This is a genomic window from Roseateles sp. (assembly GCF_965262435.1).
Taxonomy (GTDB): domain Bacteria; phylum Pseudomonadota; class Gammaproteobacteria; order Burkholderiales; family Burkholderiaceae_C; genus Paucibacter_A.
On sequence record NZ_OZ253537.1, the window covers coordinates 4,426,474 to 4,452,839 of the forward strand.

The 26,366-nt window shown below is 60.5% G+C and carries 23 protein-coding genes; 9 read left to right on the forward strand and 14 right to left on the reverse strand.

From position 1 onward, the window contains the following. Nucleotides 1–55: 55 nt before the first annotated feature. Entirely contained in the window at nucleotides 56–526 is a 471-nt protein-coding gene (locus tag ACQY39_RS19010) for a single-stranded DNA-binding protein (RefSeq protein ID WP_428508895.1), read from the reverse strand. A gap of 758 nt (nucleotides 527–1,284) precedes the next feature. Between ACQY39_RS19010 and ACQY39_RS19015 the strand changes: the two genes are divergently transcribed. The 5 genes from ACQY39_RS19015 to ACQY39_RS19035 all read left to right on the forward strand — a co-directional run bounded on the left by ACQY39_RS19015 (nucleotide 1,285) and on the right by ACQY39_RS19035 (nucleotide 8,001). Beyond that, nucleotides 1,285–1,665: an AlpA family transcriptional regulator gene (locus ACQY39_RS19015; RefSeq protein WP_428508897.1), complete on the forward strand. Its 381-nt coding sequence runs from the start codon at nucleotides 1,285–1,287 to the stop codon at nucleotides 1,663–1,665. Nucleotides 1,666–3,044: 1,379 nt separating this feature from the next. Then, nucleotides 3,045–3,179, forward strand: a complete 135-nt coding sequence (locus ACQY39_RS19020; protein WP_263568936.1) for a rubrivinodin family lasso peptide — start codon at nucleotides 3,045–3,047, stop codon at nucleotides 3,177–3,179. A 295-nt stretch (nucleotides 3,180–3,474) separates the two neighbouring features. After that, complete coding sequence (locus tag ACQY39_RS19025; RefSeq protein WP_428508900.1) at nucleotides 3,475–4,212, forward strand: lasso peptide biosynthesis B2 protein; 738 nt, start codon at nucleotides 3,475–3,477, stop codon at nucleotides 4,210–4,212. Between the two features lie 18 nt (nucleotides 4,213–4,230). Next, on the forward strand, nucleotides 4,231–6,033 hold the full coding sequence (locus ACQY39_RS19030) for an asparagine synthase-related protein (RefSeq protein ID WP_428508902.1): 1,803 nt from the start codon (nucleotides 4,231–4,233) through the stop codon (nucleotides 6,031–6,033). A 204-nt stretch (nucleotides 6,034–6,237) separates the two neighbouring features. Continuing rightward, nucleotides 6,238–8,001 (forward strand): ATP-binding cassette domain-containing protein, encoded by a 1,764-nt coding sequence (locus ACQY39_RS19035; protein ID WP_428508904.1) that lies wholly within the window; start codon nucleotides 6,238–6,240, stop codon nucleotides 7,999–8,001. Nucleotides 8,002–8,070: 69 nt separating this feature from the next. Here ACQY39_RS19035 and ACQY39_RS19040 read toward each other — a convergent pair whose 3' ends face one another. The 4 genes from ACQY39_RS19040 to ACQY39_RS19055 all read right to left on the reverse strand — a co-directional run bounded on the left by ACQY39_RS19040 (nucleotide 8,071) and on the right by ACQY39_RS19055 (nucleotide 15,524). After that, nucleotides 8,071–10,524, reverse strand: a complete 2,454-nt coding sequence (locus tag ACQY39_RS19040) for an alpha/beta hydrolase family protein (protein WP_428508906.1) — start codon at nucleotides 10,522–10,524, stop codon at nucleotides 8,071–8,073. Between the two features lie 300 nt (nucleotides 10,525–10,824). After that, the gene (locus tag ACQY39_RS19045) at nucleotides 10,825–13,833 is read right to left on the reverse strand and encodes a TonB-dependent receptor domain-containing protein (RefSeq protein WP_428508908.1); all 3,009 of its coding nucleotides are present in this window, start codon (nucleotides 13,831–13,833) and stop codon (nucleotides 10,825–10,827) included. Nucleotides 13,834–13,959: 126 nt separating this feature from the next. Further along, nucleotides 13,960–15,042, reverse strand: coding sequence for a FecR family protein (locus tag ACQY39_RS19050; protein WP_428508910.1), 1,083 nt, complete (start codon nucleotides 15,040–15,042; stop codon nucleotides 13,960–13,962). Between the two features lie 2 nt (nucleotides 15,043–15,044). Next, on the reverse strand, nucleotides 15,045–15,524 hold the full coding sequence (locus tag ACQY39_RS19055) for an RNA polymerase sigma factor (RefSeq protein ID WP_428508912.1): 480 nt from the start codon (nucleotides 15,522–15,524) through the stop codon (nucleotides 15,045–15,047). 945 nt (nucleotides 15,525–16,469) lie between these two features. On the opposite strand from ACQY39_RS19055, the gene ACQY39_RS19060 reads away from it, so the two are divergent. Further along, entirely contained in the window at nucleotides 16,470–17,264 is a 795-nt protein-coding gene (locus tag ACQY39_RS19060) for a hypothetical protein (protein WP_428508914.1), read from the forward strand. On the opposite strand, the gene ACQY39_RS19065 is transcribed toward ACQY39_RS19060, so the two are convergent. After that, on the reverse strand, nucleotides 17,261–17,530 hold the full coding sequence (locus ACQY39_RS19065; protein WP_428508916.1) for a hypothetical protein: 270 nt from the start codon (nucleotides 17,528–17,530) through the stop codon (nucleotides 17,261–17,263). The two genes, ACQY39_RS19060 and ACQY39_RS19065, sit on opposite strands and share 4 nt — an antisense overlap. A 694-nt stretch (nucleotides 17,531–18,224) precedes the next feature. On the opposite strand from ACQY39_RS19065, the gene ACQY39_RS19070 reads away from it, so the two are divergent. Further along, nucleotides 18,225–18,413, forward strand: coding sequence for a hypothetical protein (locus ACQY39_RS19070; protein ID WP_263568927.1), 189 nt, complete (start codon nucleotides 18,225–18,227; stop codon nucleotides 18,411–18,413). 81 nt (nucleotides 18,414–18,494) lie between these two features. Here the strand turns inward: ACQY39_RS19070 and ACQY39_RS19075 are convergent, their stop codons facing one another. The 3 genes from ACQY39_RS19075 to ACQY39_RS19085 all read right to left on the reverse strand — a co-directional run bounded on the left by ACQY39_RS19075 (nucleotide 18,495) and on the right by ACQY39_RS19085 (nucleotide 21,872). Beyond that, nucleotides 18,495–19,355 (reverse strand): hypothetical protein, encoded by an 861-nt coding sequence (locus ACQY39_RS19075; protein WP_428508918.1) that lies wholly within the window; start codon nucleotides 19,353–19,355, stop codon nucleotides 18,495–18,497. Nucleotides 19,356–19,642: 287 nt separating this feature from the next. After that, nucleotides 19,643–20,779, reverse strand: coding sequence for a 3-deoxy-7-phosphoheptulonate synthase (locus ACQY39_RS19080; RefSeq protein WP_428508920.1), 1,137 nt, complete (start codon nucleotides 20,777–20,779; stop codon nucleotides 19,643–19,645). An 841-nt stretch (nucleotides 20,780–21,620) separates the two neighbouring features. Beyond that, the gene (locus tag ACQY39_RS19085; RefSeq protein ID WP_263568924.1) at nucleotides 21,621–21,872 is read right to left on the reverse strand and encodes a hypothetical protein; all 252 of its coding nucleotides are present in this window, start codon (nucleotides 21,870–21,872) and stop codon (nucleotides 21,621–21,623) included. A gap of 208 nt (nucleotides 21,873–22,080) precedes the next feature. On the opposite strand from ACQY39_RS19085, the gene ACQY39_RS19090 reads away from it, so the two are divergent. Both ACQY39_RS19090 and ACQY39_RS19095 read left to right on the forward strand, forming a co-directional pair. Beyond that, the gene (locus tag ACQY39_RS19090; RefSeq protein ID WP_428508922.1) at nucleotides 22,081–22,746 is read left to right on the forward strand and encodes a sigma-70 family RNA polymerase sigma factor; all 666 of its coding nucleotides are present in this window, start codon (nucleotides 22,081–22,083) and stop codon (nucleotides 22,744–22,746) included. Beyond that, the gene (locus tag ACQY39_RS19095) at nucleotides 22,743–22,961 is read left to right on the forward strand and encodes a hypothetical protein (RefSeq protein WP_428508924.1); all 219 of its coding nucleotides are present in this window, start codon (nucleotides 22,743–22,745) and stop codon (nucleotides 22,959–22,961) included. The genes ACQY39_RS19090 and ACQY39_RS19095 overlap by 4 nt, the downstream gene beginning before the upstream one ends. A gap of 5 nt (nucleotides 22,962–22,966) precedes the next feature. On the opposite strand, the gene ACQY39_RS19100 is transcribed toward ACQY39_RS19095, so the two are convergent. The 5 genes from ACQY39_RS19100 to ACQY39_RS19120 form a co-directional block, all read right to left on the reverse strand. Beyond that, entirely contained in the window at nucleotides 22,967–23,512 is a 546-nt protein-coding gene (locus tag ACQY39_RS19100; RefSeq protein WP_428508926.1) for a TetR/AcrR family transcriptional regulator, read from the reverse strand. Nucleotides 23,513–23,666: 154 nt separating this feature from the next. After that, a complete protein-coding gene (locus tag ACQY39_RS19105; RefSeq protein ID WP_428508928.1) occupies nucleotides 23,667–24,218 on the reverse strand; it encodes a DUF3455 domain-containing protein in 552 nt (183 codons plus the stop codon). 17 nt (nucleotides 24,219–24,235) lie between these two features. Beyond that, nucleotides 24,236–24,751: a superoxide dismutase [Cu-Zn] SodC gene (gene sodC / locus ACQY39_RS19110; protein WP_428508930.1), complete on the reverse strand. Its 516-nt coding sequence runs from the start codon at nucleotides 24,749–24,751 to the stop codon at nucleotides 24,236–24,238. Nucleotides 24,752–25,211: 460 nt separating this feature from the next. Then, nucleotides 25,212–25,484: a transposase gene (locus ACQY39_RS19115; RefSeq protein ID WP_428508932.1), complete on the reverse strand. Its 273-nt coding sequence runs from the start codon at nucleotides 25,482–25,484 to the stop codon at nucleotides 25,212–25,214. Nucleotides 25,485–25,658: 174 nt separating this feature from the next. Continuing rightward, nucleotides 25,659–26,333: a PEP-CTERM sorting domain-containing protein gene (locus tag ACQY39_RS19120; protein ID WP_428508934.1), complete on the reverse strand. Its 675-nt coding sequence runs from the start codon at nucleotides 26,331–26,333 to the stop codon at nucleotides 25,659–25,661. Nucleotides 26,334–26,366 lie beyond the last annotated feature (33 nt).

Here is a 26,366-nt window from a genome sequence, read left to right on the forward strand (position 1 = left end):
CGAAGAGGGTGGGCGAGGCGTCCGCCTCGCCCTGGCTTGTGTAGGCCGACAGCCATCAACCCTGCTTGGGCTTGCGTGAGGCACTGCCCTTGTTTGCATTGCGGCGGCGTTGTTGCGCCGGTGCATCCATACTGGACTCACCCCAGCCCTCGCCTTCCTGCGCACGGACCTGGCGCGCTTGGGCTGACGCACGGGTGTCGAGGTAATCGATTTCCTCACAAGTGAAGGCCATCGCGTACACATCGGCGCCGGCATCGTCGTGATAGTTGTTGTTACGCAGCCGGCCCACCACATTCACATGCGAACCCTTGCCCAGGTATTCGGCAGCATGTTCAGCCTGCTTGCCCCACAGGGTCCACTGCACAGCCGTGCATTCCTCTTTGCGCTCATCTCCGCTGCCATGGCGGGTGTTACTGATGGCAGTCAGCACAGCCCGGGCCAACTTGCCATCTCGACGATTGACGAAGTCCAGCCGGACGGGGGCGGCCAAATGAGCATTGCGTTGCTCCACTCGAACGGAAGCCATAACGTTCTCCTTGAAGAGTGATCAACCGGCAAGGCCGGAATGGCTGCCTCTTTGCTGATCCTCTTGCTCGGACTCCTCGCTCCCGCCCACGGGCGGGCGGGGGGTGGGCATGACCCCTTCCCTCACGGGAAGGGGTGGGGGATGGGTGGGGTTCACAGCAGCCGAAGCAGCGAGCACCTGTCTGGGCCCGCCGCATCAAAGATCCCCCCACAAGTCCCCCTCACCCACGGATGGGGGCGCGTGGGGGGAGCGCGACGGGCAGCACAGCGCGTAGGCAGACATTTCCGCGGGCGGCGTAGTTTGGCGAAGTCGACCGGCGTTTCGAGATGCGGCGCCCCTGCGAAGGATGTGCCAACAAGCGCAGCGACTGGCGCGGACTTCGAGCCGCATCGAGCACCTTGGCATTTGGCGCGGCCGGCTTCGGGCGTGGCGAATGGATAGGGTGGCGATCTGCCCAAGGCCATGGACGAGAAGCGAAGCGTGGCGGACGGGGCCGCAGGCTGTTCGCTAAGCGGGCTCGTTAGCGCGCAGCGCGAAGGAAGCGGGCCTGCGATCCCTGGACATGGGTAGGTCGCGCCTTTACTGGAACCGCCTCATGCATTGGGGCCGGATATCGCCTGGTCCTGACAAACACCACAAAGTGAGCTAAGGGGCACGTGCCCGAAGCTGAAAGGGGCGCATTTTTTCCGGAAAGTCACCGCAGGTCAGGCCGGCGCAGCCCACTAGATTCCATGGAACACCACCCAAGGAGGTATGCCATGCAGCCCACATTGCTCAGCACCCAAACCGAGATCATTTCGGCACAGCCGAAACTGGTTCGTTTGCCCACCGTCATGCAGATGACCGGCTTGTGCAGATCCACGATCTATAGCTTGATCGCCGAGCGTCAGTTCCCAGGGCAAGTTCAACTCAGCAAGCGTGCCGTTGCATGGCGGCAGACCGAGGTTGAGCAATGGACGCTTACCAGGCCTGCTGTGTCGCAGGCCCGGCATGCAGACCACCTTGCATCCACGCGGAATCAAGCCCCACCCGGAGCTGTGACCGGCAGTCCAATGAAAGTCGCCGCAACGGATGCCAAAGACAAGCGCGCTACGGGCCATCGTTTGACGATCAAGCGCCGGAGCGCTCAGGCGTCATGAGCGGTCGGGTCAGGCTTCGCAGGGTGGTGCACACGCTTGCCGCAAACGGGCAGGCGCCCCACCCCGGATACTCGCAACAACGCCGCCTCGTCCAGGATGCGACGCAGGGGGATCGCAAGCGTCAACCGATCGAGGGGATGTCGACGGCATGCCGCCATCTGCTCGCACAGCGTAGCTTTGGCGCGGTGGAAATATCTCGCCACGGAGGCTGCCGAACAGAGTCGATGAGCCCGAGCCAGGCAGGCCACCAAGGCGCGGCCCCTTGCGGCCAAATGACTGGAGCTCGCATACAGATCAGGCGGATTGTTGGCATTCAGACGCACGCTCACCCAAAGCGCAAGGACCTCGAGCGCGGCATCAATGCCGTACCCCCCGCCCGCAGCCACAAGGCTGGCCGCAGCACTATCCACCAGCCGGGCCATCGCGGGCCTAGGTCCGACAGTGCCTGTCGCCAGGACCAAGCCACGAGTGAGCTCCCAAGCGCATCGCTCCTGTTGTGTGGGTCGCCTCGAGATCCAGCGGCGCAGAGTATCGCGAGATACAGGAACCGAATCGCCGAAGTGCCGCAACATGGGACGGGCATCGAAACCTATGGCTGGCGTCAGCCCCAAGGCGATCCGAAGTCCCCCGTAAGGGTGGTGGGTCGGTGTCTTGCAAGCCCCCACCGCGACCGAGCGCCATGCCAGCATGCGCAACTCGTCTCGCAACTTCGAGATCGAATCGATGCGCTGGGCCCGGTAGGGGCCAGCCAGAACCGGGCTGCGCACGGGTTGCGCCTCACGAACCCATCGCGACACCACGTTGCCAACCGCCCGGGCCACACTGCCCACCGAATCATCGGCAGAGATCTGAGACACGGCATGGATCTCGGAAGGCAGGATCAGGTAGTCGATCAGGACCCGCCCAGTCCGCTGATGCGCATCAAGCAGCCTGGCTCGGATCCGTCGAGCGAGCGACGGGCTAAACAGGAAGTCACGGCCAACAGCCGCCTGCCAACACAAGCTCCACACTTGAGACGTTGGATCGGGAGTAGGACTGAGGGAATTGGCAGGCCCCATTGAACAATGACGATTTCAAGGCCATTTCCCTCAATGTAACCCCTCAAGTAACGTGAAAAACGTTCGGAATACCGCAAGCAATGGCCTGAGCCCAACTGATCACCCTGACTGCCGAACAAGTAGAGCATCGCTGCCCGACCGCCCAAGATGCAGATTCCAAGTAGCTGTAGCCATGGGCTCGCCTCGATCACGGCCGCCGAACACAGACCGGCATCGTCCCTTTGACATCGACACAGCCGACAGCCGGAGCTAACTTCAAGTTGCCTGAGGTCAAGAAGGCCTCAGGCACTGGGTCTCAACCTCAACTTGAAGGAGTCTGTCATGGACGAGAAATCGCAACTGGAGCAGCAAACCCCGGTCATCGAACTGGGTGATGCCAAGGAACTGACCCTGGGCTTCCCAGCCCTGGAATATGCCGAGGAAAACCCGGTGATCCCGGGTCGCCGCGAGCCCTGAATGAGCCTGGCACGCGCCACAACGGAGCGCGCTGCCTAGCTTGAGAGAAAGTCCTGGGCTCCGTAAACAACGGCGCCTAGGACTGACCCCAAAAGCATCCACTCCCACAGCGTGAAATCCCAAACTCAGCTTGCCATGCAAAAACCCTGAGGCGGCGTGTCGTGACGTAACGCAGCCGCGCCAAGTCTAAGTAAACGGCGATCGTCCACTACGGAGGCGACCGCCAAGACCCACCAAAGAGCCGACCTCCGGATGCTTTTCACGCCAAACCAAGGACCTGGACTCGGAGAACGCCATGCAAGATGCGCACTCGAAGCCGCAACTGGAACTGGAACTGGCCCACCATGTAAGGGCTTGCGCCTGCGAAAGCTGCGTGGTCTTGCTCGACTTGCGCCGAAACCGCTATTTGGCCATCAGCAAGCGGGAAGCTCTGCCGCTGAGCAAGTTGATCAAGGGCTGGCCAGCCTTTGACGCCCAGCCACACAACACGGACACCCCGCTACCCAATCACAAGACGGTGCAACAACTCGTTGCCTTGGAGCTCCTGATACGGCCTGCCTCTGAAGCGGCCCCGGAACAAGCCCCTGAAACAGCACTGCCAACTGCGTTGCAGGAACTGGATCATGATGGGACGACTGCGCGGATCAGTGCCCGGCGTACCTTTGCTTTCTTAACAAGTTCAGCAAGTGCGAGCTGGTGTCTCCGCCATCGATCCTTGTGGGCCATCGTCTGCGCGCGCATTTCGCGCAAGCAAAGACTACGAGGCCCCGGCGCTGAGTCGATAGAGGCCATCCAGAGTGCATGTGCCGCATATACCGCGCTTCGCCCCTTCTTCTTCAGCACGCAGCAGCAGTGCCTTCATGACTCCCTGTCCCTCCTGGGCTTCCTGGCCACTGAAGGCCTTTCAGCGCAATGGGTGATTGGCGTCAAGTCAAATCCCTTTGCCGCCCATTCCTGGGTTCAGCGTGGCGACATGGTCTTGAACGACCAGCATGAGCGCGTTCGCCAGTTTTGCCCCATCCTCGTCGTGTAGGCCGGAGCACCTGACGCCATGTTTCGCTATCTTGCTTTTGTCTGGGACTCCAACCTGGCCGACCCGAGTGCTGCCGCCAATGAGCTGGGATCCCAGACTCGACAAATCCAAGTCTGGCGGCAGGTGCTGAGCCGCCCCGGCATGCAGGTCTACACGCGAGGGGAAAAAACGGGAATCAACGATTCCCACCTGCTGCACGACCACCGCGGCGTCATCCTGGGCAAACTGTTTCAACGGCAGAGCCTGGAACAAGCACTCCATCCGCGAGCAAAGGAAGGCGACTTCGACCAGACATCCAGCACTGAGATCCTGAACAGCGGGGGACTAGCGCTGCAGCAGCAGTTCTGGGGACGCTACATCGCTTTCTTCACCGACAAGGGTGGGGCCCACTGCGTGCTGCGCGACCCAAGCGGCACCCTGCCCTGCTTCCATCTGCAGCGGCACGGAGTGACAGTTGTTTTCTCATGGCTGGAGGATGCGCTTCAAGTGCTGGACGCCCAAGAGCTGCCCCGCGTGAACTGGAATGCCCTCAGAGCGCAGCTGCTGCATGGCCCCCAGATTGGAAAGGGGACCGCCCTGGATGGCGTACAACAGGTCCTGCCAGGCGAGAGGCTCGACCTGAAGGAGGGTCGGCCGACCCTGCTTTGGGACGCGGTCCATTTCGCTCGTTCACCCTTGTATCTGCCATTCGAGGACGCGGCGAGCTTGCTGAGACACACCGTGCGAAGCTGTGTCCAGGCCTGGGCAGGCAGCTATGACATCTTGCTGCTGCGATTGTCAGGCGGTGTCGACTCCTCCATCATGCTCAGCTGTCTGGCCGCGGGCAGCTCGCCCGCCGATGTGATCTGTCTCAACTACCACTCGCCTGGCTCCAACAGCGACGAACGCCACTACGCGCGCCTGGCAGCATCGCGTGCCGGCCGAGATCTGCTGGAACGAGAGCGTGAACCTGGATTCCAGTTGGAGCGCGTGCTGCAGACGGCACGCATGCCGGATCCAGTGCACTACCTCGGCTGGATGAACTCGCGCACCGATGCGCGCCTGGCTGCGGCTCACGCTGCGCCGGCCCTCTTCACCGGCGCAGGTGGCGATGCGCTGTTCTTCGAAATTTCGTCGTGGTGGCCGGCGGCCGACTACCTAGCCACCCGAGGCCTGGACTCAGGCTTTGCAAGCGCAGCCTTGGACGCGGCACGCCTCGGGCGCACATCGGTCTGGCGGGCCGCACGGTTTGCGCTGAGGGAACGCTTGACACCCGACCCCGCCCTGAGAGCCACATCGGGGCCGGCGACGGCGTTCAGCACAGAGTCCTCGGCCCAAGGCATGGACATGGAGCTCTTCAGCCATCCGGCCCAAGATGAGGCCCAGCGTCTGCCGATTGGCAAGTTCACTCAAGCCACGGCCCTCATGCAGCCCATTGGCTACTACGACCCTTTCGAGCAAGAAGCAGCCCCGGAACTCGTCAACCCACTGCTCTCTCAGCCCTTGGTGGAACTGTGCCTACGCCTGCCCAGCCATCTGCTGACACGAGGAGGACAGGGCCGAGCATTGGCACGACGGGCGTTTGAGAACGACCTCCCCGCCCCCATCATCAGACGTCGTTCCAAGGGGGGGATGGAAGAACACATCAAAGCCGTGCTGAACGCCAATATCAGCACGGTGCGTGAGCTCTTGCTAGACGGAGAGCTCTGCCGCCGAGGCTTAATCGATCGGAGTCGTCTGCAGGCCCAACTGTTCGACCGTCCGAGCACCCAATCCGCGTCAAGCTCACAGATCCATGCCTTGGTTGCGGTGGAGGCCTGGCTCAGCCGCTGGCAGCCCTAGTCGGCCGTAGCAGGCGTCCACGGCAGAACTGGGGACCACCTCATGAGGAACAGGAGGGCCAACGACGGAGTCGACGGTGGCAATGGAGCAAGGACAGAGGCGCCGCGCCAGGACGGCATGCAACCATTCAAGAATGCGCTGACTGAGCTTTGTCTAGCGCTCCGGCTCCTGTTCACGGGCTGCAGTCGGTCGCAAATATTCCCCTTGTTGGCGGCCAACTTTCTGGCCGTCGCTGGCGGTCTGCTAGCTGGCGTGGCACCGCTTGCGCTCAAAGGCATGATCGATGGGGCCACAGCCCAGAGTGTCCCGGCGGATCAGACTCCTGCAGCCAACCAATTGCTCGGGTTCAGCCTGGCCTACTTGCTGTGTCTGTGTGGGGCGCGTCTGTGCACCGATCTGCGCCCCTGGATGCTCAGCTCCGCAGAGCAAGGCTTGTACGCGCACCTACGACAGCGCTTCTTCCGGCACGTCTTGGCATTGCCCCTGTCCGCGCATTTGCATGCGCAAGGCGATGCCAAGGTCCAGATCCTGCAGCAGGCCGTCTCCGCTTACCAAGTCATTCTGTTCAATCTGGCCGGCAGCGCAGTCCCGATCTTGGCGGAGGCTCTCGCTGCCAGCGCTGTGCTCTTGACCCTGGGCCAGCCCGCATTGAGTGGCATCTTCGCCACCACTGCATTCGCCTACCTGAGCCTGGTCCTGATCTGGTCCTCCCGGATCAAAGTTGCGGCAGGGTTCGTCTCTCGCGCCAACTTTCATGCGCACGGACTCATGAGCGACAGCCTGAGCAACTGTGAACCCCTCAAGTGCTTTGGTGCCGAGACGTGGGCGCAAGGAAAATTCATCCGAGCCACACAGGAGCTTGAGCGCGCCTGGTCGAGGCTGCAGGGGCGACGACTCAGCCAGGCCCTGCTGACCACAGCAGCCTTCGGCTTGGCGATGGCCGCATCGCTGCTACTCGCTTCCCGCGCACTAACTTCGGGTGAGTTGAGCATTGGCGGGTTTTTCTTGGCAAACCTCTACATGGTCCAACTCATACGCCTGCTGGAAATGATGAGCTCAGCCCTACGTGACTCGCTGCAGAGCCTTGCTTTCATCCGGCCGATCATGGAGGTATTTCAGCAAGCACGAGAGGATGAATCAGCCGACCAGCGGAGGACGCAGTCCGAGAGCGAAGCAAGCGATCCCAGACCCAGGGCCGGCAGCATGGCGACATCCCAGCCCATTGGCAAAGCGCCACACATCCGCTTCTCCGACATTCACATGGCTTTCGATGAGCAGCGCCTTGTGCTCGATGGCTTGAACCTGGACATCCCCGCAGGAAGCTCGATCGGCATCGTCGGCGAAAGCGGAGGCGGCAAGTCCTCACTGGTGCGAGTCCTGCTTCGGCTCTACATACCCCAAGCTGGCCAGGTCTTCTTCGACGATGTTCCCATCCACACCCTGCCGCTGAGCACGCTGCGAAGCATGATCGCCGTGGTGCCACAAGATGTCGTTCTGTTCGATGCCACCATCGCTGACAACATCGCCATTGGCAGGGAAGGTGCGACGATCCAGGACGTCCAGGAAGCCGCATGCCTCGCAGGAATGCATGGCCTCATCACGTCCATGCCACAGGCCTTCGAGACTCGGGTTGGCGAGCGTGGCCAAAGGCTCTCGGGCGGTGAGCGCCAGCGAGTCGCCATGGCCCGCGCCATCCTGAAGAGTCCGCAGATCTTTGTCTTCGATGAAGCAACCTCGATGCTCGATGCCAACACCGAGCGCCAGATCCTGATTGACCAACGCAGAGTCACCGCGGGTCGAACCTCCATCACCATCGCCCACCGACTCTCGGTGCTTCAAGACCTCGACCAGATCGCCGTCATGGCTGACGGCCGAATCGTTGAGCAAGGTAAGCATGCGGACCTGCTTGCAGGCGGAGGCATCTACGCCAAGATGTGGCGGGCCCAGCAGACCGGGGCCGGACAATGAACACTCGTCAATACTTGCGAGTTCCGGTCGCAGGTCGTAATTCATCTCGCCTACTTGAGGTAGTCCAACTCAGTTTTGATCCAGCGCACGCACACATGCGGGCTGCCTGTCCACGGCCTGCTTCAGAGTTTCCATCTGCTGCCAGCGCTGATACTGTTCCTTCAAGCTGGCAGTCGTTTCCCCAGGCACGATCAACTCCTCGCGCTGCTCGCCCTTCAACCAGAAGCGATACCAGTCGACATTGCCTTGCAGCGAAATCATGCGTTCGCTGGGCCTCGCCAGTGCATGTGCACCACCAGGAATCATGAGCAGCTCAACGGGCCGATACTGCCTGCGCAAGAGTGCGTAGATGTCCCAGTTGTTGTGAGCCTCAGGCCCATAGGTCTCGATGCGCAGCGCCGCTCGAATGCAGTCGGTGTACAGCGAGGGGTCGTTGCGAATCCAACGCGTGCGCGACTCTCCAAAAGGACCGCCCCCGTTGGTTCGTTCCTTGCGAGCCTGGATGCCATCCATCACCGCATAGGTGATCGTCATGGAATACAGGGTGTTGGCATCACCATCCAACAAGGTGGCTGCTCGGATCGGTGTGTCTGTGAAGGTCAGCAAGTTCAGCACCCGCTCGCCCGTGGCACTCCATCCCAAGATGCCGATGCGCTCCCGATCCACCGAACCGTCCTTCACCAGCGCATCGATGGCCGCCCTCACCCCATCTTGGAAAGATTGGCGCGCTCCAGGTTCGTCAGTCGGCGCACCGCTGCTGGCTCGCCAGGGGAAGGCCAACACCAGAATGCCTTCACGCAGAAAAGCTCGACCGGCAAAGCCGCTGGTGAATCCGTCGTAGTCGTTGGAGCCATCGCGATAGAAGCGGTTGGGCGAGAAGCCATAGGGCTGAATCACCAGGGGATAGCGCATACCCGCCTTGAAGTCCGCAGGCACCATCAAGCCCCCACGCCATTGGCGCCCCGCCACGTCCTTCCAATCGTATTCACGCATCGTGCCCCACTGGGAAGCACGATATTGCGGATTCAGCTGAGTCAGGCGCACCTCGGCGCCATCAGGGCCCTGGGCGACGATGTCAGGCGGTTGGTTCAGGGATTGAGCGACTTTCAGGCGCCAGGCCGGGCCTGAACCTGGCGCACTTGGGTCCGGGCCTACAGCGGCTTCTAACTCCTGCCAAACACCATCCGCGCCACGCTCAAAACGGCGGTGCTGCCCACCATCAATCGCCATGAATGCGCCAGCCTTGCCGGCGATCGAAAAGGCCGTCTTCAAACGCTGCCCGAGTGCGGCAATGATCTGCCAGCGCCCTGTATCCGGCCAGAACTCAATGATGTGAGACGCGGGGCTTGGCTTGGAGTGAGGCGTGCCAGACGACGGACTGGCCGAAGCTGCCTTGGCAGGCATTGGCGCATTCACAGCATCCTGCAGCGGCAGATAGGTACCAGCGATCACCAAGGAAACGCCACCATCCTGCCAGAGCCGATCCGTGCGCGTCTGGTTGCCCGGCAAGACATCATCCGGCGCGTCGAGTATGGGCTGCTCCTGGCCGTCGGAGAGGCGGTAGAGCACTAAACGTCGCGAGACATAGCTCATGGGGCGCGAGTAGTAGGCCAGCGGATCCAGTGTCACCGATGGTCCGTACTTCGCAGTCGCCTCAGCAATCTGAGGGTAGTCCGCGGCCCATGCGAGCTGCCGGCCCGGCTCGTACTTGGGCAAGACCAACCACCGCCCGTCCGGCGACATGCTGACCGATGGGAAGCCACCGGCGCTCTCCGGGAAGGGCACACCGACTGGCCGTGCGGCCATGCGGGAGCCCGATTCCGCCACAAAGAACTGATAGCGGCGCTGCTGAGTCCGAAAGCTGTCCTGCCCAAAATGGACACTCCAGAATGAGTGGGTTCCCACCACCACGCTGCGCGAACCAGGGGGCATCGCAGGGTTGGGCACCGGGGCCACATAGACCACGCGCCTCGAATCACCGGACACGTCAAAGGACAGGACCCCCAGGGGCGCGTAGGTCAACTGCGTCAAGCGCTGGGTCAACACATCGAGTTGATAGACCTGGAACGGCTCGTCGTGCAGGCGGGCCCGAAACACAAGACTTCGATGGCCGTGCCAGCGGACCTCGCGCAACGAAGGGTTCGCATCGTCGTCATCATTGCGCGACTCCACCGAGAACACGCGAACAGCAGCACCAGGTGCCGAGGCGGCCAGGCGCCCGGCGTTCAGGTCCAGCAGCAAGATCTCGAACCGATTCACGTCGTTGGCCACCTTAGCCGTACGGGTGACCACAAAGGCTTGTGAGCCATCCGGCGACACCTGGCTCTGCAGCGTTTCAGCGTCATGCTGAATCGGCTGAATGATGCGCGTGAACTCGATCAGCTCTCGCACCGTCGGCCCCATGGCCGCATGGGCCTCTGGAAGTGGCAACACAAGACACAAGATCAACAGGCAGAACCAAAGCCCGTCATCCAAGCCAGTCCAGCCCTCGCGCATCAAATGGGAGAAAAGTGTTTGCAACATGGAATCCCCCGGACTCATCGGTCGGGTTCAAAAACAGGAATAGAAATGAGCCAAGCAACGTCCGGCCTACGAGGCCAGGCCGAGCCCAGTCAACAAGGGAGCCACTGAGCACGGGCGCTGAGATGCGCCAGGCGACGCCACGAAGTGCGCTGCACTAGGTCATCGCAGGAAGAAAGCTCAGGGGCCTGCGGAAAAGTGCGGAAACCGCAGAGGCAACGAAAGGACAGCGAGGACACGGCGCGGACCGGATCGCCGCAAGGGCCCATGTCCCCCCATACTCGGCAGACCCCTGGTCGGCGCTTACCAACTCATGGACAAACGCAGGCTCAGGTAGCGGCCGCGCCAATCACCCTGGGTGAAGTCGTAGTAGGGCGAGGATTCGACAAACTCCGGCATGCGATTGGCAATATTGGCCACCGACAAAGAGAGCGAGGCGTCCTTGGCGGAAGCCAAGCTCAGACCCAGCGGTGCCAGTTTGAAAGTCGCCGCCATGTCGTGAAGCCAATAGCCTCCGAGCCGGCGCTCGCTGGGCAAAGAATCTCGGTAACGCCCCAAGTAGCGGCTGGTCAGTCCCATGTTCCATGCGCCACGATCCATGCCTGCAAACAGACGCCCCTTCCACGCCGGTGACCAGAAGTCGATGGCACGTCGTCCCAGACGGTTCTCGGCCGGAGCTCCTGGTGCCAGCGTCACCTCGTAGTCGCGAGTACGCGTGGCACTGGCGGACAAGGTCCACTTGCTCCCCTCGGTCTTCCAGGCATGGGCCGCTTCCAAGTCCAGCCCCGAGGTGTCAACACCGCCGTAATTGACCTCGGCATAGAGCACCTGTGTAACAGCACCTACCTGACCAGGAGCCGCTGGCGCACGCGTCACAAAACCAGGAAAGCGAGCCTCATTGGCCAAGACCACCTGCGGCCACAAAAGCGAGATCAGCCCATCGATCTTCACGCGCCAAGCCGTCACACCGAGACGGGTCCCTTGCGCGGACTCAGGCTCCCAAACAGCGCCAAATGCCAAGGCACGGCCGGTTTCGGGATTCAAGTCCCGGTTGGTGGTGCGCAACACCTCACCGCCCACAATGGGTGCGTTCGCTCGTACCGGATCCACCAGTCCAAAGGCTTCCGTGCTGTAGCGCAGATCATCTACCTTGGTCTGGAGCAAAGTAGGCGGCTTGAAGGACGTGGCGGTTGAAGCCCTCAGGAGCGTTGTCTTACTCGGCCGGAACTCCAAGCCAGCTTGGTATGTGCTTGCGCTGCCGAAGTCGCTGTAGTAGTCACGCCGCGCAGCGATGGTGAGCGCCGCCATCTCGCGGGCAGGACCCTCGCTGGGACTGGATCGCCAGAGAGGTACATGCATTTCGCCAAAGGCCGCACTGTTAGAGCGTCGCGCGGCGATGTCAAAGCTCCCCGGCGTGACCGTCCGGTACCGATCGCGAGCCGCCTCCGCGCCCGCGATCAGATCCACGCTCCCGGCGGGCAACTCCAACACCGAGCCACGCAGAAAAGCACTGACCTGGTCCTTGCGGCCATGGTTGTCGCGAATCGAGTCCGACCAAATCGCCTGGAGGACCTCATCGCTGGCCGCCTTGCCCGCCGTGAAGGGATTGAGTGCAGCAGCGGCGCTGGACGCGGCCAAGGCCGCGGTGCGGGCTGCCACATTGGGCGTGGTGTTGGACAGGCGTCGCTGACCATCGTCGCGCGTGCTTGAAAACGAAGCCTCCAGCTCCCATCCAGCCGGCAGCTCACCGCGCATCCCCACCAAAGCCCGTGTGAAATCGGTGTCACGAGCCAACCGCTCGAATCCGTTCTCAGGACCTAGGCGGGCGGTCACACGTACAGGAACACTGAAGGGATTGTGCGGATTGGTGGCAGGAACCAGAACATTGCTCAAAAGCAGACCGCCTTCTTCCGCCGACAGCTTGTCCTTTGCATGGGTCAACTCACCGAACACCGACCAGTCATCGCTAAGCCGGTAGTCCCCGGCGGCATGAAAAGACAGGCTCTCCGTGCCGTGCACCAGCGCCCTGCCCTTGCCATTGGCCATGGAATTGCACAGATTGGCCTGCCCGGCGCTTGCGGTGAAGCTGGCCTGGGTCAAGGCTTGGCCTGGCGCCATCGTCGGGATGGCTGCGAACGATGAATTCAGCCCTGGAAGATTCGCACCTGTGCTGCTACTCACCGTGCCCGGGGTGCACGAACGGGTGCGCGCATCGACACCGCCGAAGCGCCGGTAATCGGCATCCACAAAGAAACCCCGCTCGGCCATGGTCAGCGGAGAGGCCTTGTTGTAGGCGCCGAGCACGATGTAGGAGCCGGACTGCGTGCGAGTGCCAGCACCCATGGAAATGTTTCCATCCCCACTGCCCTGCCCTGAGGCAAGGCGTGCATCGAGCACCAAGCCGTCGAGGGATTTCTTGAGAATGACGTTGACCACACCCGCCAGCGCATCTCCGCCATAGACTGCAGATGAGCCTACGGGAACGACTTCGATGCGATCGACCGCAGCCATGGGGATCAGGTTGAGATTGAAGAAATTGGCCGACGAGGAACCCACGGCCTGCAAACGGCGACCATTGATGAGCACCAAGGTTGAACCTAAAGGCAAACCCCGAAGCTGGACGGATCCCTGACCGGTCGTGGCGACAAAGCTGCTTTCTCCGGGGCTCACCGAGGCCTCGTTCAAAGTGCTGAGAAAGCGCTCCAACGAGGGCTGACCGCTGCGGTCGATATCGCCGCGCGTGTAGACATTGACAGGCGTGGGGCCGTCCGCCTCAATGCGCTTGAGGCGAGATCCGGTGACCTCAATCCGACCGAGTGAAGCCACCGTTCCATGGCCCTCTTCAGTCGAGGCCGCATCGGAGTTCACGAGCGAGGCCGTCACGGCCATCATGGGTCGGCTGCTTGAAGCATCAGCCACAGCGACGGCCATGCCCGAAGGGCGAGGCGCAAGTTCCAGAGTAGGAACGGTCGCAGCGCCCGGCCCACTGGCCGGCCCTGAAGTACCCGGCGTCGGTGCGGGGCGAACCACGATCGAACCGTCACTCATCACAGTGGGAGTCAGGCCAGACCCCTCCAGCGCACGAGCAATAGCCTCTGCTGCCGTCAAATGGCCGAATACCGAGCGCGATGTTCGGCCATTGACCTTGCCAGGATCAAAAACAATGGAGACGCCGGTCTGTCGGGCGATCGCCCGCAGCGACTCACCCAAAGGTTGCGCCGGCTGATCAATCCGATGCTTTGCAGCACTAGCAGCTTCGCTGGCACATGCCGCTCCACAGCACAAAGCCAGCGCAAGCAAGGCGCTGTCCAACAAATGGCTGCCGCCCCATCGACTGCCTCTGAATACTTTGCCTAACATCTCGTGCCTCTCTCGAAGTTCCAGGTTGGTGACATCGAGATGACGAGCTGGTCGAGTGCGTTTCCGCCAGGGCTTGCCCTACTGAGACTGCGACAACTCCAGACGTCCGCCCTGCTCACGCAGCCGCAAGCCGTGCAAGGCAGCCACTGCATGGGCAAAGCCCGCACTATCTCCCGTCCGGTACAGACCACTGACTCGAAGCGTCCCGAGCGTGCCGTTCCCCAACAAGACAATCGGTGTGCGGCTGTACCGATTCATCTCTGATGTGGCCTCCATCAAGGACGCATCCTCGAAATCCACTTCATTGCGTCGCCAGGCCAGCACAGTCGCCAACTTCGGCCGATCCAGCTGCGGTCGCACGGGTCGACTGGCGCCCAGTTCCTGTGGAACCCAACGCAAGCGCTCCCCTGGCTGCATCAACACTGCCTTGTCGGCCTCAGATCCACGGACGTCTCTAGCCACAGGCGGTCGCACTGCCACCTGGCCCTCGATCAGCGTCACTGCCGACTCCTGAGAACCCTGACCACTGCCACCCGGCATGCGCACCGAGAACACCGTGCCGATAGCCTCCACTTCGTTGCCACCAGCCTTCACCACAAAGGGCCGCTCCGGGTCCTTGCTGACTTCAAACAAGGCTTCACCACGCTGCAACTCGACGGTTCGCTTTGACGTCCCCATGTCCACGCGAACCTGGGTATCGGTGTTCAGGGTCATGCGGGTGCCATCCACCAACATCAGTTGCTGTTGTTCGCCCACTTGGGTACCAAAGGATTCGCCGCCACGCACAAAGTGCCAATAGCCACTCCCCCCGGCAAGAAGGACGATGAAGGCCGTTGCCAGGATCCAGATGCGGCTGGCGGACCTCTGGGAGCCCGGACCTGCGTCACCTCCGCCGCCTGCGTCGGATGCACGACGCGAGGCGCTCGCAAAAGCATCCGCCAAGCGGACGCCCGGCACCGACTCCCACACGTCGGTACATCGCTCAAACGCCAATCGATGGGCGGCCGAACGGGCCTGCCACGCCAAACACTCGCGTTCCATCTCTGGCCCACGATCCGGCCCGTGCAGCCGGGCAATCCAGACCGAGGCCTCGGCCGCGATTTCAGGCGTCACGTGGGGACCCGAGGTATCCTTTGAATCGGGGTCTGCTGAAGCATCCATGGCTACCAGCCCTCCATTGACCGGGTGATCACCAAGGTGGCTTTGGCGACGTACTTCTCCACCGAGCTGATACTCAAACGCTGCTCCCTTGCAATTTCAAGATAGCTCATGCCATCGACACGGTGGGCCAAGAATATCCTGCGAGTACGGGTATCCAGTTGCGCCAAGCACTCACTCAGTCGCGTCAACCGTTCTCGAGCCAAAAGTGTGGACTCGGCAGAAGGTCTGGTATCGACCAGCACCAGGTCCTCGATCAAAACCTGCTCGCCATGGTTTCTGGCATTGCGAAATTCATCGATCGACAGATTCAGCGCAATCCGCATCAAAAAGGCTTCAGGACTGGTGATGACCTGCTGCTGCTCCTGGCAGGCCAGACGGATCCAGGCCTCCTGCACCAAATCGTCCGCATCATGGCGCGTGCGGCCACGGCGCATCAAGGCGACCCTGACACGCGAGAGCACGGACTGCCAGTTCTTCACCATCGCAATGCGGCGTCATGCATCGAAGTTGGACGACAACTTTGAATCTTAGGATGCGAAGCCGCAGAAGGCGAGAAAGCCAGCGCGGCCGCTCTCCTCTTTCTGACGGACACCGAACGAAAGCACCATTAGGGCCAGGCTAACTGCCCGCGAGTGACCGCCCTGCTCTCCCGCTTCCGTATCGAACCATGAAACCTTCGCCCTTGCCCCTGGGCAGCGCACGGTGCGAAAGGACCTACGCAGCACCCAGAGCCGGATGCACGGCTAACGCCCATCGTGCACAGCATCAATCGCGGAACAGCATCGACTGCGACAACGCAGGCGAACGGGCAATCTCTACAAGGGCCCACCGAACGCTCACACCCACATGGGAACTCAGCCCTTGAACTCGCGGCATGTGCCCGCCATGATCCCGACCGTCGAACGCACGCCATCGTTTGGGCGCCGGTAGTCTTTCCTGGCCATCAGGTCCGGCACGTCAGGCGCCCGCCCCTCTCGACGAGCTTGCCCATGGCCCAGCTGCGGCTGGCTCGGCAATAGAGGGCCGCGACCAGTGACAGCCAAGGTCACAAGCGCACCGCCCCGCGTCTGGCCATTCACACCCGGAGCCCGCCGTGTTGAACAACAGAATGCTCGAAGTCAGAGACGCAGGGAATGCCAGACCGGCAATACCCTCCAGGCTGGAAAACCCCGCCCATCGCAGGAGGACCGCGAAATCCACCCGGCCCCTTGCGCCACGCAAAGCATCTGCCCCTAGCGCAGGCTGGAAGGTTCAGCTCTTGAGCGTACCTTCCGGCGTAGCAGCCGGCCGGACCTGCGCAGGCGGAGGCAACGCAAGGACCGAGTGGTGGACCTTGTTTGACAACCGCGAACAGTTCGACGCCTGCCTGGACAACGATCCCTTGCGGTTCACAGCCCCGCTGTTGCTCGCCCAAATCAAACGGGAGTTTGACCATGTCATCCAATACACAAGCACCGCACAGCTCCATCCTAGAGATCGCGAAGACAGAGCACTATGCGGAGAATGCACTGGAGGCCATCGTCCAGATCCCGCTCGCGAACAGCCCGCCTGAGCTGCTCGATCGCCTGGCTCGGGCCACCATGGCCATCGGCGCCAGCGGCAGCATCTACACCGCCTGCATCCCTGAAGGTGGCCTAGAGGCCTCCAGCTTCAGTCTTTTTGCTTGCCATCCTGGTTTCGCACAGGCTCAGTGCACAGTCGGCTCCATGTTGGAGCACCCATGGTTTCGCTTCGCCCGAAGCCGCACAGTGGCCGGTACGGACCACCAAGTGCCACGGCAAGACCCGAACGATGCACAAGCCATCGAACTTGCCAATCAGTATGGTTTCAAATCTTGCCTCATCGTGCCCACGCCCGCAGGATCCGATCTAGATCGCCTCGAAATGCTGTGCCTGGGCAGCGCGACGCCGGACGACTTCGAAGGCAAGCAGGCGCAACTGGTGCGCACACTGGCTCGCGCACTCGCAGGAGAGCTGCACGACTGGTTGACTCGACATCTGCAAGACCGCCTGCGCGCATCGGCAAGACTGCAAACCCACGATGTCACCCTGCTTTCTATGGAGTGGCAAGGCCTGGGCACGAAGGAAATCGCAAAACGCACCGGCCTGACAGCGACCTCCGTGAACTCACGCTTCCAGCGTATCAATGCGCGTCTGCACTGCCGCAATCGAAGAGCATCCGCCCAAAGAGCTGCGGCCCACGGCCTGCTGGAATCCAGCTAGGCGCCCTCAGCAGCGGAGGTGTCAGCGAAGGCGTGAAACTGCAGATGGGTCCATTCATGCTCATCGGTTTCGAACGATGCGGGAGGAGTCTCCCTGAAGCCCTTAGATAAACGGTTCAACCTGGTTGGCGCTTGCAATGCGTGCGACCGACCCGGCCACTGCGGCGCCCCCAGTTCAAGAAAAACGCTCAAAAAACAAAAACGGAAATAACGCGCCAGGAACCGCGCGAACTCATAAACCAATTTTCGGCCCATCGGCATGCGCATCGCAGGTGTGATCCGTTGGAAAGAGCACAGGACCTCAGTACGAGGCGTTCGCACATCTTTGCCGTCAACCTGAGCACGCTACGCTTGTCGTTCAGTCGGCTTCAGCCCGGCCATGGCACACAGTGGAATCAAGTGGCCCACCGCCACCGCGGGAAGGTCACCACCTCGCTGCATTCCACCATGTGGGAGCCGTCGTGCACCCCGACCAGCGAGATCACAGCCAGGCTCGAAACGGCCTCATCCAAAGGAATCGGGATGAGCCGACTGCCCTAGGCGAGTTGCCCTCCAGGAGGCGCGCTGCCCAAGTGTGCCATCCACACAAAAACGCTTCGACCAACAACACCTCATTCGTGATCGTGCAAAGCACTGTCATCAACCCTGATCATTCATCACGACAGTGGCAAGAGACTCCAAATCCATAGATCAGACCGCACGACAACCACCGGACTGAACAGCGTGAGACCTGGCAAAGCATTCCCGCCAGAACACTGAGAAGTCGCGAGGGCGCTGGCTGTGGCTCCGGCAACTCAACACTCCGAAAACAGACCCCGCGACCGCGAGAACGAGAGCGCCCCCCAACATCCCACACACCCTAATCGCGCACAGCCCCCCCCCCAAAGGTAGGCACCCAGGAGTCGGATAGACGATTTGAAGCTGACCGCCGAAAGTAGCTTCTATGCAACTGGAGCCTGTCATGCCACATCTTGAAACCTTGAGCACACCAATCAGTCAATGGGTAGGCCGACTCATTCAGGGTCTGCGCCAGCCTCACGCGCCGCACACCACGCAAGCCATTGAAGGTCTGGACGTGAGCGAATCAACCTGGCAGGAATGGCTGGACACCATCCAAGCCACACCTGAGCAAGGCCCTGCAACCCACTGAACCGCCTGGGTGTGGGTGAGAAGCTGGGCAGCTCGCCAAGAACTTCGAACACTCAAAAACGAAGCTCAGACTGCCTCGCCCTCAGGCTTCCGCCGGCAATCCCACTGCCTTTCGGAACGTCGCCCGCCAAATCGGCGCCAACTTCTCCCAGCCCTGCCGATTCGGATGAATCTCATTGATCCAGTCGCCACTTTCGCCCTGACTCGTCGGATCGGCTGGACTGAGCACGTTGCGAGTTGGAACCAGAGCCACGCTAGGGCGCCCTACTGCCCATGAACTCAGTTCGTCACCAATAGACGCGAAGATAGCAGCCGTCACAGCTGGCCATAGCGCCTCCGGGATGTTGTTCTTGACATAGGCTTCATAGAGCCAAGCCTTCCTGACTGCTGGAGCGTTGCGGGCGACAGGCACGTCATAGCTATTGACCAGAATGGGCTTGCCCTTGTTTCGTGGGCTCGCTTGAACCATGTCATAAACAGCTTTGAAGCAAGGGCCCAAATACGTCTGTCGCAGCTCATTGACTGCCAGCCAGTCGATGCAGTCGTTCGCAGCGGAGGGCGCACCTGCATGGTTGAACTGCTTCAGGATTCCTTGTCCAGGATCGGGGTCACGGGCTGCATCGATGTAGTCGTTGCCTGCGGCACTGAAGAAAATAGCGTCGTACTCGAATTGCCTCAGCCAATACTTGAATTCCTTGCGTTGCAACGTGCCGATTCGACGGAGTTCGTCACCAAAGGTTGCCAAGTTGATGATCAGTGTGGACTCGTCTTTGGAGTCTGACAAAAAGTTGTAGAAATCAGGAAGTGACCCTTGCAGAACGGCGCTGCGCTCCATCCACGAGTCACCCTCGGCCAGGATGATGTATTTGAAGTCTGATACCGCCAAGCCCTGGTCCACGAACACCCGATTGAAGTCGACGGGCTTGATGACGATTGAATGCATTTCCTGCCTCCTTGTTCGATAAGCGGACCATCCTAGGTTTCGCAGGTGTGACCAGGCATCGCAGGTATCGTCAGAGTTGATGACGAGACTCAAGAACACCCACCAGGAAAGCTCGAAGAAGGACAGCGTGAATGCAAGCCACTGGATCGGATCCGTTCCCTCAGCGCGTCGCCCAACCGTCACGACCCGGCTGCACGCCCACTGTGCTTGGATTCCTGCAGACCTGCCCTCACCCAGAAAAAAAGGGCGACCGTACGCGGTCTCCCCCGATCTGCTGCCGCTCAGGTTCAGCCGCGCCGTGCACGCACGGCTGCCGCCAGTTCGCGCAGCAGTGGCTCGGTCTGCGACCAACCCAGGCAAGCGTCGGTGATGGACACACCAGGCAGCAGGTCGTGCTTGGTCTGACCCTCGGCCAGGTCTTGCCGGCCCGGCTGCAGATGCGACTCGATCATCACACCGGTGATGCGTGCGTCGCCGCCGGCGATCTGCGCGGACACGTCGCGGCCGACGTCGATCTGGCGCTCGAACTTCTTGCTCGAATTGGCATGCGAAAAGTCCACCATCACCTGCTCGCGCAGGCCGGCGCTGCGCATGGCCTCGCAGGCGGCGGCGACCGAGGCCGCGTCGTAATTGGGCGCCTTGCCGCCGCGCAGGATGATGTGGCAGTCGTCGTTGCCGCGGGTTTCAAAAATGGCGGCCGCGCCCATCTTGGTCATGCCCATGAAGGCATGGCTGGCCTGAGCCGCCTGCACCGCATCGCTGGCGACCTTGATGCCGCCATCGGTGCCGTTCTTGAAGCCCACCGGGCAGGACAGGCCGGAAGCCAGCTGGCGGTGGCTCTGGCTCTCGGTCGTGCGCGCGCCGATGGCGCCCCAGGACACCAGATCGCTGATGTACTGCGGCGACAGCAGGTCCAGGAACTCGGTGCCGGCCGGCAGGCCCAGGGCCGTCACATCGAGCAGCAGCTTGCGCGCTAGGCGCAGGCCTTCGTTCATGTGGAAGCTGCCGTCCAGACGTGGGTCGTTGATGTAGCCCTTCCAGCCGACCGTGGTGCGCGGCTTTTCGAAGTACACGCGCATGACGATCAGCAGGTCTTTCTGCAGCTCAGCGCGCAGGTCCTTGAGCAAGCGGGCGTAGTCCATGGCCTGGTCGTGGTCATGGATGGAGCATGGGCCCACCACCACGAGCAAGCGGTCATCGCGGCCATGCAGTACATCGCTGATGTCGCGACGCGCCTGCTCGACCAGCTGCAGCGAGCTGTCCGGTGGCGGCAACTCATCCAGCAGCAGAGCCGGCGAGATCAAGGGGCGGACGGCGCCGATGCGGGTGTCATCGGTGCGGGTGCTGTCCTGCGTGCTGGCATCGCCAGCATCGCTGCGGCGGCCGATTTCGCGGTCCTTTGCGGGGTTGTCGAGAGACTGCATGGTTAAAACTCCAAAAACACTGAAACCATTATCTGTAGGCGGACTTATCCCCGTTTGCAGCGGGCTTCTTTCGCATCCAGCCTCGACTCATCCGTCTAGCCCCTCGAACTCAAGCTACTAACTCCACATCTACATGCCACTCAAGGAACCGGCCATGGCCAACAAGCTTGCTAAACGCGGTACCAAGCGCAACACCAAAAGTGGCACACGAATCGCACCAATCGCACCCACATGATCTGCACTTGGAAGACCTAAGACCCATAAGGGATTCGATGAAGCAGTGACGCCCAGTCCGCAAGCCGCTTCCTGGTCCAGGAGACCATCAGCATGCTGGTCAAAAAAATGGCCACCGGGACAGTGACCGCACCTACGGCACCCGTCAGTTCTGGCGCGATGTGCTGGCCAGCGGCGGGGAATTCGGACTGCAACTCATCGAGAAGCGGCGCTGCTCACGGCCGTTTGGCATCGAGGCAAGTTGCTGCCGCTTCTGCGCCGATACAGAACGTGGCAGTCAACACACAAGAGAACCCTTTGGGCTGTTGCTGCTGCACAAGGACCTCAGGGGAAGCATGAACCGCGCAGCGAGCTGCGGCGCAAATCGACCGTCTAGGGGCGCTCCAGTTCGATCAATAACCTATGGCTTGCACGCAAGGTCTACAGAACGCTCAACGCGGCATGGCCTGAGACTCTCGACTACAGACCGCAGCTACAGCCTGACACGGCGTCTTTCGACGCGTCAGCCAGACCAGCCCCATACAGCTCGAAGCGGCACATGAAGGCGTAGCCTGCTAACAGCTACCTTAAAGCACAGCGGCAGCCCACAAACTCGTCCAACAGATAGTCAGAAGAAATAGCTCAGGTCAGACTCAAGCACCAGCGCCAGTTGAGCGACCCTATTTCCCTTTTCGGAGAGCTTTCCTTGCAAATTGACCAAGTCCATTTGGGCATTCGCCAAAGCCTCAACCAGATTAGCAAGCTGCGACTTATGTTCAAACTTCTCCAATGATGAATTGGAGTCTTGAAGCACCTTGGCAATGTCGGCGGCAGTCTCGATGCTGCTGAGTGCAGCCTTGATGGTTGAAATGTCGGGCATGAAATTACTACGTGAATTGCGCCGTGTGCCTCAACGCCAAAGCCACCTCAAGTCGCCTCGGTAGACGCGAATCAAGGCCGTGATGTCGACACGGCAGCCTCAGAACGCGTCGGATTGAAATCACGCACACCAAAGCAAAAAAAGAAGATAGGATAACGTCGATTCCTTACTTTTACCAGTCGAGCTTTTCCGAAGATGGCTTCTTGACATGTCGCAACCCGACCGCGACGACCGCGTGATCAACAGCGTCTGTGCGATGGAAGTCGCATCAATGCATCCAGTCGACCTTGAGCCCGAGAACGAAGATCAAGTGAGTGACCCGGATCCAAAGGTGGCGGTGGAACTGGCCAGCCTTCGGCCGCAATTGTTGAAGTTCGCGAGGTTTCAGCTGCGAAACAGCGCTGGTGCAGAAGACGCAGTCTCGGAGACCATGCTTGCTGCGCTCATGCGCGCGCCTTCATTCCAAGGAAAGAGCCAGTTCAAAACTTGGGTGTTCGGCATCCTCAAGCACAAGCTGATTGATCAGCTCAGAAAGCAACCGCGGGAAGTTTCCCTGGACGAAGATCCCGGCCTGATGGACACACTGTTTTTGTCCGATGGGCACTGGTCCAATCCCCCTTCAGATTGGGGAGATCCAGAACGATCACTTCAGCAGGCCGAGTTCTTCACAGTTCTGGAAGCTTGCATCGATCATCTTCCGGAGAAGCAAGGACGAGCCTTCATGCTGCGTGAATGGATGGACATGGACGTCGAAGAAGTCACGAAGACATTGGGCGTGAGCCCTGGAAATTGCGGAGTGTTGCTGCACCGAGCGCGTCTACGCCTGCGCGAATGCCTCGAGCAAAAGTGGTTTTCACCGCAGAACAGCAAATGAAATTCTTGGAAATCACCTGCCGGCAAAGCTCAATGTTGCTGATGCAAGATGCGGAAGAACCCAACTCGCTGTTCGCTCAATGGCAGCTCAGTCGGCATCTGTTGATTTGCAGCGCCTGCCGATGCTTCAGCGGCAATCTGACCTTGATGAAGAAAGCAACCGCGCAGTGGCGTAAGGAATCACTTGAACACGAGTACCCCACCACAAGCCAGTGACGGATCTACGGAGCCGCCATGCTGGTCAAGCCACGAACGAGCATGCGCTTGATGGCCGAGCCGTTGTTTGGTTCTAACAAGAGCCACCGAGCCATCATTCGATGAGACGCCCCCGTCATCATGTCCAGAAGGACATCAGCTGGAACATCCTTGTTCACAAGCCCTGCCTTCTGACCCTCTTTCAGCACCTGGACATTGGCTTGAATCACGGCGGTTTGCACGAAATGAGGGTTCGACAGCCAATAGGCTGAGGGGATGCGCAGGAACACGACCGTCGCAAGGCGATGGCGCGCCATATAGAAGTCACACCAAGCCTTGGCGATGGCCACAACCTTCTTCGAAGCATCCAGCGAAGTCTTGCGACCGATTTTTGCCAACTGCTGATTGAGTTCGTCCATATCCGGCTGGATACAAGAATAGATCAGTTGATCCTTGGTGCCGAAGTACTTGTAGATCGTCTTTGGACTCACACAGGCCCGTTTGCAGACCTCACGAATGGTGACCTCGTCATAACGCAGACCGCCAAACATATCGAGCAGGGTCTCGCGCAAGCGCTGCAAGTCCTCTGCACTGATCTCCCGCCCATCGCCCAAAGAATTCTCTACCACTTCAGCTTCCCAATCATGCTGCCCCCACCTGGGGCAGCACACATCGTAGCTTGCAAGCGATAGGAGCCGCCAGAACGGGCGAGCTGCCCTTTCAGCGCTATTTGTAGAAGACGTAAGCAGCCGTGTAGGGCACACGGAGCTGCGTACCCAAAAGCCCCTTTCCGCAAGCGACATCCTGAGCGACGCCCCCCTTGGTGTCCAAGCGCTGAATGAAACTCACGCCTTGAAAGACTCCAGGCGACGGCGTTGGCAGAGCATCCAGCAGCAATTGAGGGATCGCTTTCGGGCTTGCTGAGGGGACCGAGGCTCGAGCCTTGCCTGCTACCTTGCTGCCGTCAAATGCCTCCCAGGTCGGGCCATCGTAGTGACGACCCATGAGCTTGGTGAAGGCCGCATCTTGAAACAAGTCAGCCTCCGGCGCTTGAAAGACCCACTTGCCAGATCCAGGTGCCACAGGATCTAGCTCACAACGATAGATCTGCGAGCCACGGGCGAAGATCACGGCACTTTGGGCGACTGTCCCGGGGGCAACAAGACTCTCTGGAACCGGAACTTCCGCGGCTGAACTCAAACCCGCGAATGCCAACCCAGTCACTAGAGCGAGCGCACGGGTCCAACCGAAAACTTCATTGGCAAATTTCAAACTCATCATTATTTCTCCCGCGATCAAGAATCCAGAACACCACAGGCAATACGGGCGCCGCCACCGCCGAGTGCAACTGGATGATCAGCATGGTTGTCACCTCCTGCATGAATCATGAGCGAACGCCCTTTGAGATCGCTGGAACGCAGGCGCGGGGCCACGACGGCATTGGTCGCCTGGCCCTTCGCATCGACGTAAAGTGAGGGCAGGTCCCCCAAGTGACCATCACCCCAAGGACCCAAGTGTTGAGCGGTTTGGGCAGGATCAAAATGCCCGCCAGCTGCACCGCCGACCACAGCTTTCCCATTCACTTGACTGGGCCCACAGCTGGGCTTTTCATGAACATGAAAACCATGCAGACCCGGAGGGAGTCCATACAGATTTGGAATTAGCTTGACGCCATATGTTGTGGCCTGGACTTCAATACTCCCGACCGGAACTTCCCGGCCGTCTTGGTCTATCAGGCTCATTGGAACAGTTACTGCGTGCGCCGCACCGGCACCTGCGAAGACCGCAAGTCCCAAAAGTGCGAGTGCCATAGACCTAGTTTTCATCGCGTACTCCATTCAGTGAAAAAGCTTCCGGGGGCCCCGGCTTAGAAGTATCGTGATCACTGAACCGAAAGCCCAATCGGATTCTTGAATGGCGACGTTGAGCTGAATCTATGGGTCGACAGCTCGGTCGCAGCGTGTGCAGCTCGCATGCCCATAACAGGCGCCATTGATGCGATGGCAAATTGGGCGGCACCCACAGGCTAACAAAGCTACCCAGCCATCCCCACACGCCAAGGTCAGATCTAGAAGTCTGACTGCCGTTCGTGCGAGTGCAAGCCCTCGGCGCTGATCGCTGGCGTTGGATATCCCGGCATGGACGTGGCCTGACGCACAGGTACAACGGTACAGGCGCGCCTGTCCATTTGAGAACTTCTGATGGGCATTGCGCCCTCTTTAGGATGGGCGCTGGCCTCTAGACTCAATTCTGCGAGCCTGATATGCGAGGTTAGGCCTTTACGCAGAGTGCGCCCCTGAGTTCGCGGATATTCGAGTGCGCCTCGGCCAGCATGTGCCTTAGCTTGGCGTTCTCATTTTCGAGCAACTGCAATCGCTGGTCACCCATGGAATGCGCGCCGCCGCGTTTTGCCCGCCATCTATAGAAGGTGGTGTCACTGAAGCCGCCGAGACGGCACAGCTCCCCGATCGGCAGACCGGCTTCGGCCTGCTTGAGGAATCCAACGATTTGTTCCTCAGTGAATCGACTCTTGTTCATGCCCATCACAGTTCTGGTTGATGGACTTGCGTTCCACGATACCGGCACAACTCAAAGGGCCCGCGTCAGGCAAGGACCTGATGTGCTGAACGGCGTCATTCAAATGTTGCAGAGAATTGTTCAAATCGCTACGAGGGAACAAGGGCAAGGCGGACTTACCCCCAGAAAGTCCCTTCTGAATTACGCTCGTTTTGTAGACCAGGACATGGCCTCAGAACGGCGCCGGCGGCGCGCAGTGACGAGACCCAAGCCAAGCAAAGCCGCCGAGGTGGATGCGAAGGTGCTGGGCTCAGGAACATCGGTGACCTCGATGCTCGTCGTGTACTGAAAGCTCCCCCCAGCGGGCTGCATGAAGTCCAGGGATTGAAAAGCTCCAGCGCTGTAAACCATGTACGTGCTCTGGCCCAAGAGCCCGCTGAAGAGGTCGCTTCCACCTGCCGCCATTGAGCGGCAAGTGCTGCCAACCAGGCTCAAGCAATCCTGTCCAATCAGGGCTTGAGACAAGGCATCAACCAGGGTCCAAGTCCAAGAGAAGGCTGTCGTGTTTGAACTCTGTCCATTTGCAAGAAATTGCCCAGTCACGGACATTCGCCGGATATGGCCGCCAGGCACGATAGAAAAAGCGAATGGGTCCTGATCAATGAACATTTGCGGCTCGCCGAGTGCATCCGTTGTGCTGCTCAAGGTCATGGTGCCGCTGATCGTGTTGATGCCGAGGCCGAGGGAGAACTGCGTCACGGGCCCAGAAACCAGGTCTCCTGAGACGGCCTCGTCATAGTGCACAGGCGAACTTTGCGAGGCCTGCGCAAACAGGATCAAGCCGACGCAGACAGTTGCAGCGAGGAATTTTTTCATTTTGCTTTTGCCTCAAGGGCAAGTGAGAGGTAT

What these genes read in the sequence shown, in the direction of transcription:
- ACQY39_RS19010 (WP_428508895.1), bottom strand. Translation starts at nt 526, where the DNA reads ATGGCTTCCGTTCGAGTGGAGCAACGCAATGCTCATTTGGCCGCCCCC.
- ACQY39_RS19015 (WP_428508897.1), top strand. Translation starts at nt 1,285, where the DNA reads ATGCAGCCCACATTGCTCAGCACCCAAACCGAGATCATTTCGGCACAG.
- ACQY39_RS19020 (WP_263568936.1), top strand. Translation starts at nt 3,045, where the DNA reads ATGGACGAGAAATCGCAACTGGAGCAGCAAACCCCGGTCATCGAACTG.
- ACQY39_RS19025 (WP_428508900.1), top strand. Translation starts at nt 3,475, where the DNA reads ATGCAAGATGCGCACTCGAAGCCGCAACTGGAACTGGAACTGGCCCAC.
- ACQY39_RS19030 (WP_428508902.1), top strand. Translation starts at nt 4,231, where the DNA reads ATGTTTCGCTATCTTGCTTTTGTCTGGGACTCCAACCTGGCCGACCCG.
- ACQY39_RS19040 (WP_428508906.1), bottom strand. Translation starts at nt 10,524, where the DNA reads ATGTTGCAAACACTTTTCTCCCATTTGATGCGCGAGGGCTGGACTGGC.
- ACQY39_RS19050 (WP_428508910.1), bottom strand. Translation starts at nt 15,042, where the DNA reads ATGGATGCTTCAGCAGACCCCGATTCAAAGGATACCTCGGGTCCCCAC.
- ACQY39_RS19055 (WP_428508912.1), bottom strand. Translation starts at nt 15,524, where the DNA reads ATGGTGAAGAACTGGCAGTCCGTGCTCTCGCGTGTCAGGGTCGCCTTG.
- ACQY39_RS19065 (WP_428508916.1), bottom strand. Translation starts at nt 17,530, where the DNA reads ATGCGCATGCCGATGGGCCGAAAATTGGTTTATGAGTTCGCGCGGTTC.
- ACQY39_RS19070 (WP_263568927.1), top strand. Translation starts at nt 18,225, where the DNA reads ATGCCACATCTTGAAACCTTGAGCACACCAATCAGTCAATGGGTAGGC.
- ACQY39_RS19075 (WP_428508918.1), bottom strand. Translation starts at nt 19,355, where the DNA reads ATGCATTCAATCGTCATCAAGCCCGTCGACTTCAATCGGGTGTTCGTG.
- ACQY39_RS19080 (WP_428508920.1), bottom strand. Translation starts at nt 20,779, where the DNA reads ATGCAGTCTCTCGACAACCCCGCAAAGGACCGCGAAATCGGCCGCCGC.
- ACQY39_RS19085 (WP_263568924.1), bottom strand. Translation starts at nt 21,872, where the DNA reads ATGCCCGACATTTCAACCATCAAGGCTGCACTCAGCAGCATCGAGACT.
- ACQY39_RS19090 (WP_428508922.1), top strand. Translation starts at nt 22,081, where the DNA reads ATGTCGCAACCCGACCGCGACGACCGCGTGATCAACAGCGTCTGTGCG.
- ACQY39_RS19095 (WP_428508924.1), top strand. Translation starts at nt 22,743, where the DNA reads ATGAAATTCTTGGAAATCACCTGCCGGCAAAGCTCAATGTTGCTGATG.
- ACQY39_RS19105 (WP_428508928.1), bottom strand. Translation starts at nt 24,218, where the DNA reads ATGAGTTTGAAATTTGCCAATGAAGTTTTCGGTTGGACCCGTGCGCTC.
- sodC (WP_428508930.1), bottom strand. Translation starts at nt 24,751, where the DNA reads ATGGCACTCGCACTTTTGGGACTTGCGGTCTTCGCAGGTGCCGGTGCG.
- ACQY39_RS19115 (WP_428508932.1), bottom strand. Translation starts at nt 25,484, where the DNA reads ATGGGCATGAACAAGAGTCGATTCACTGAGGAACAAATCGTTGGATTC.
- ACQY39_RS19120 (WP_428508934.1), bottom strand. Translation starts at nt 26,333, where the DNA reads ATGAAAAAATTCCTCGCTGCAACTGTCTGCGTCGGCTTGATCCTGTTT.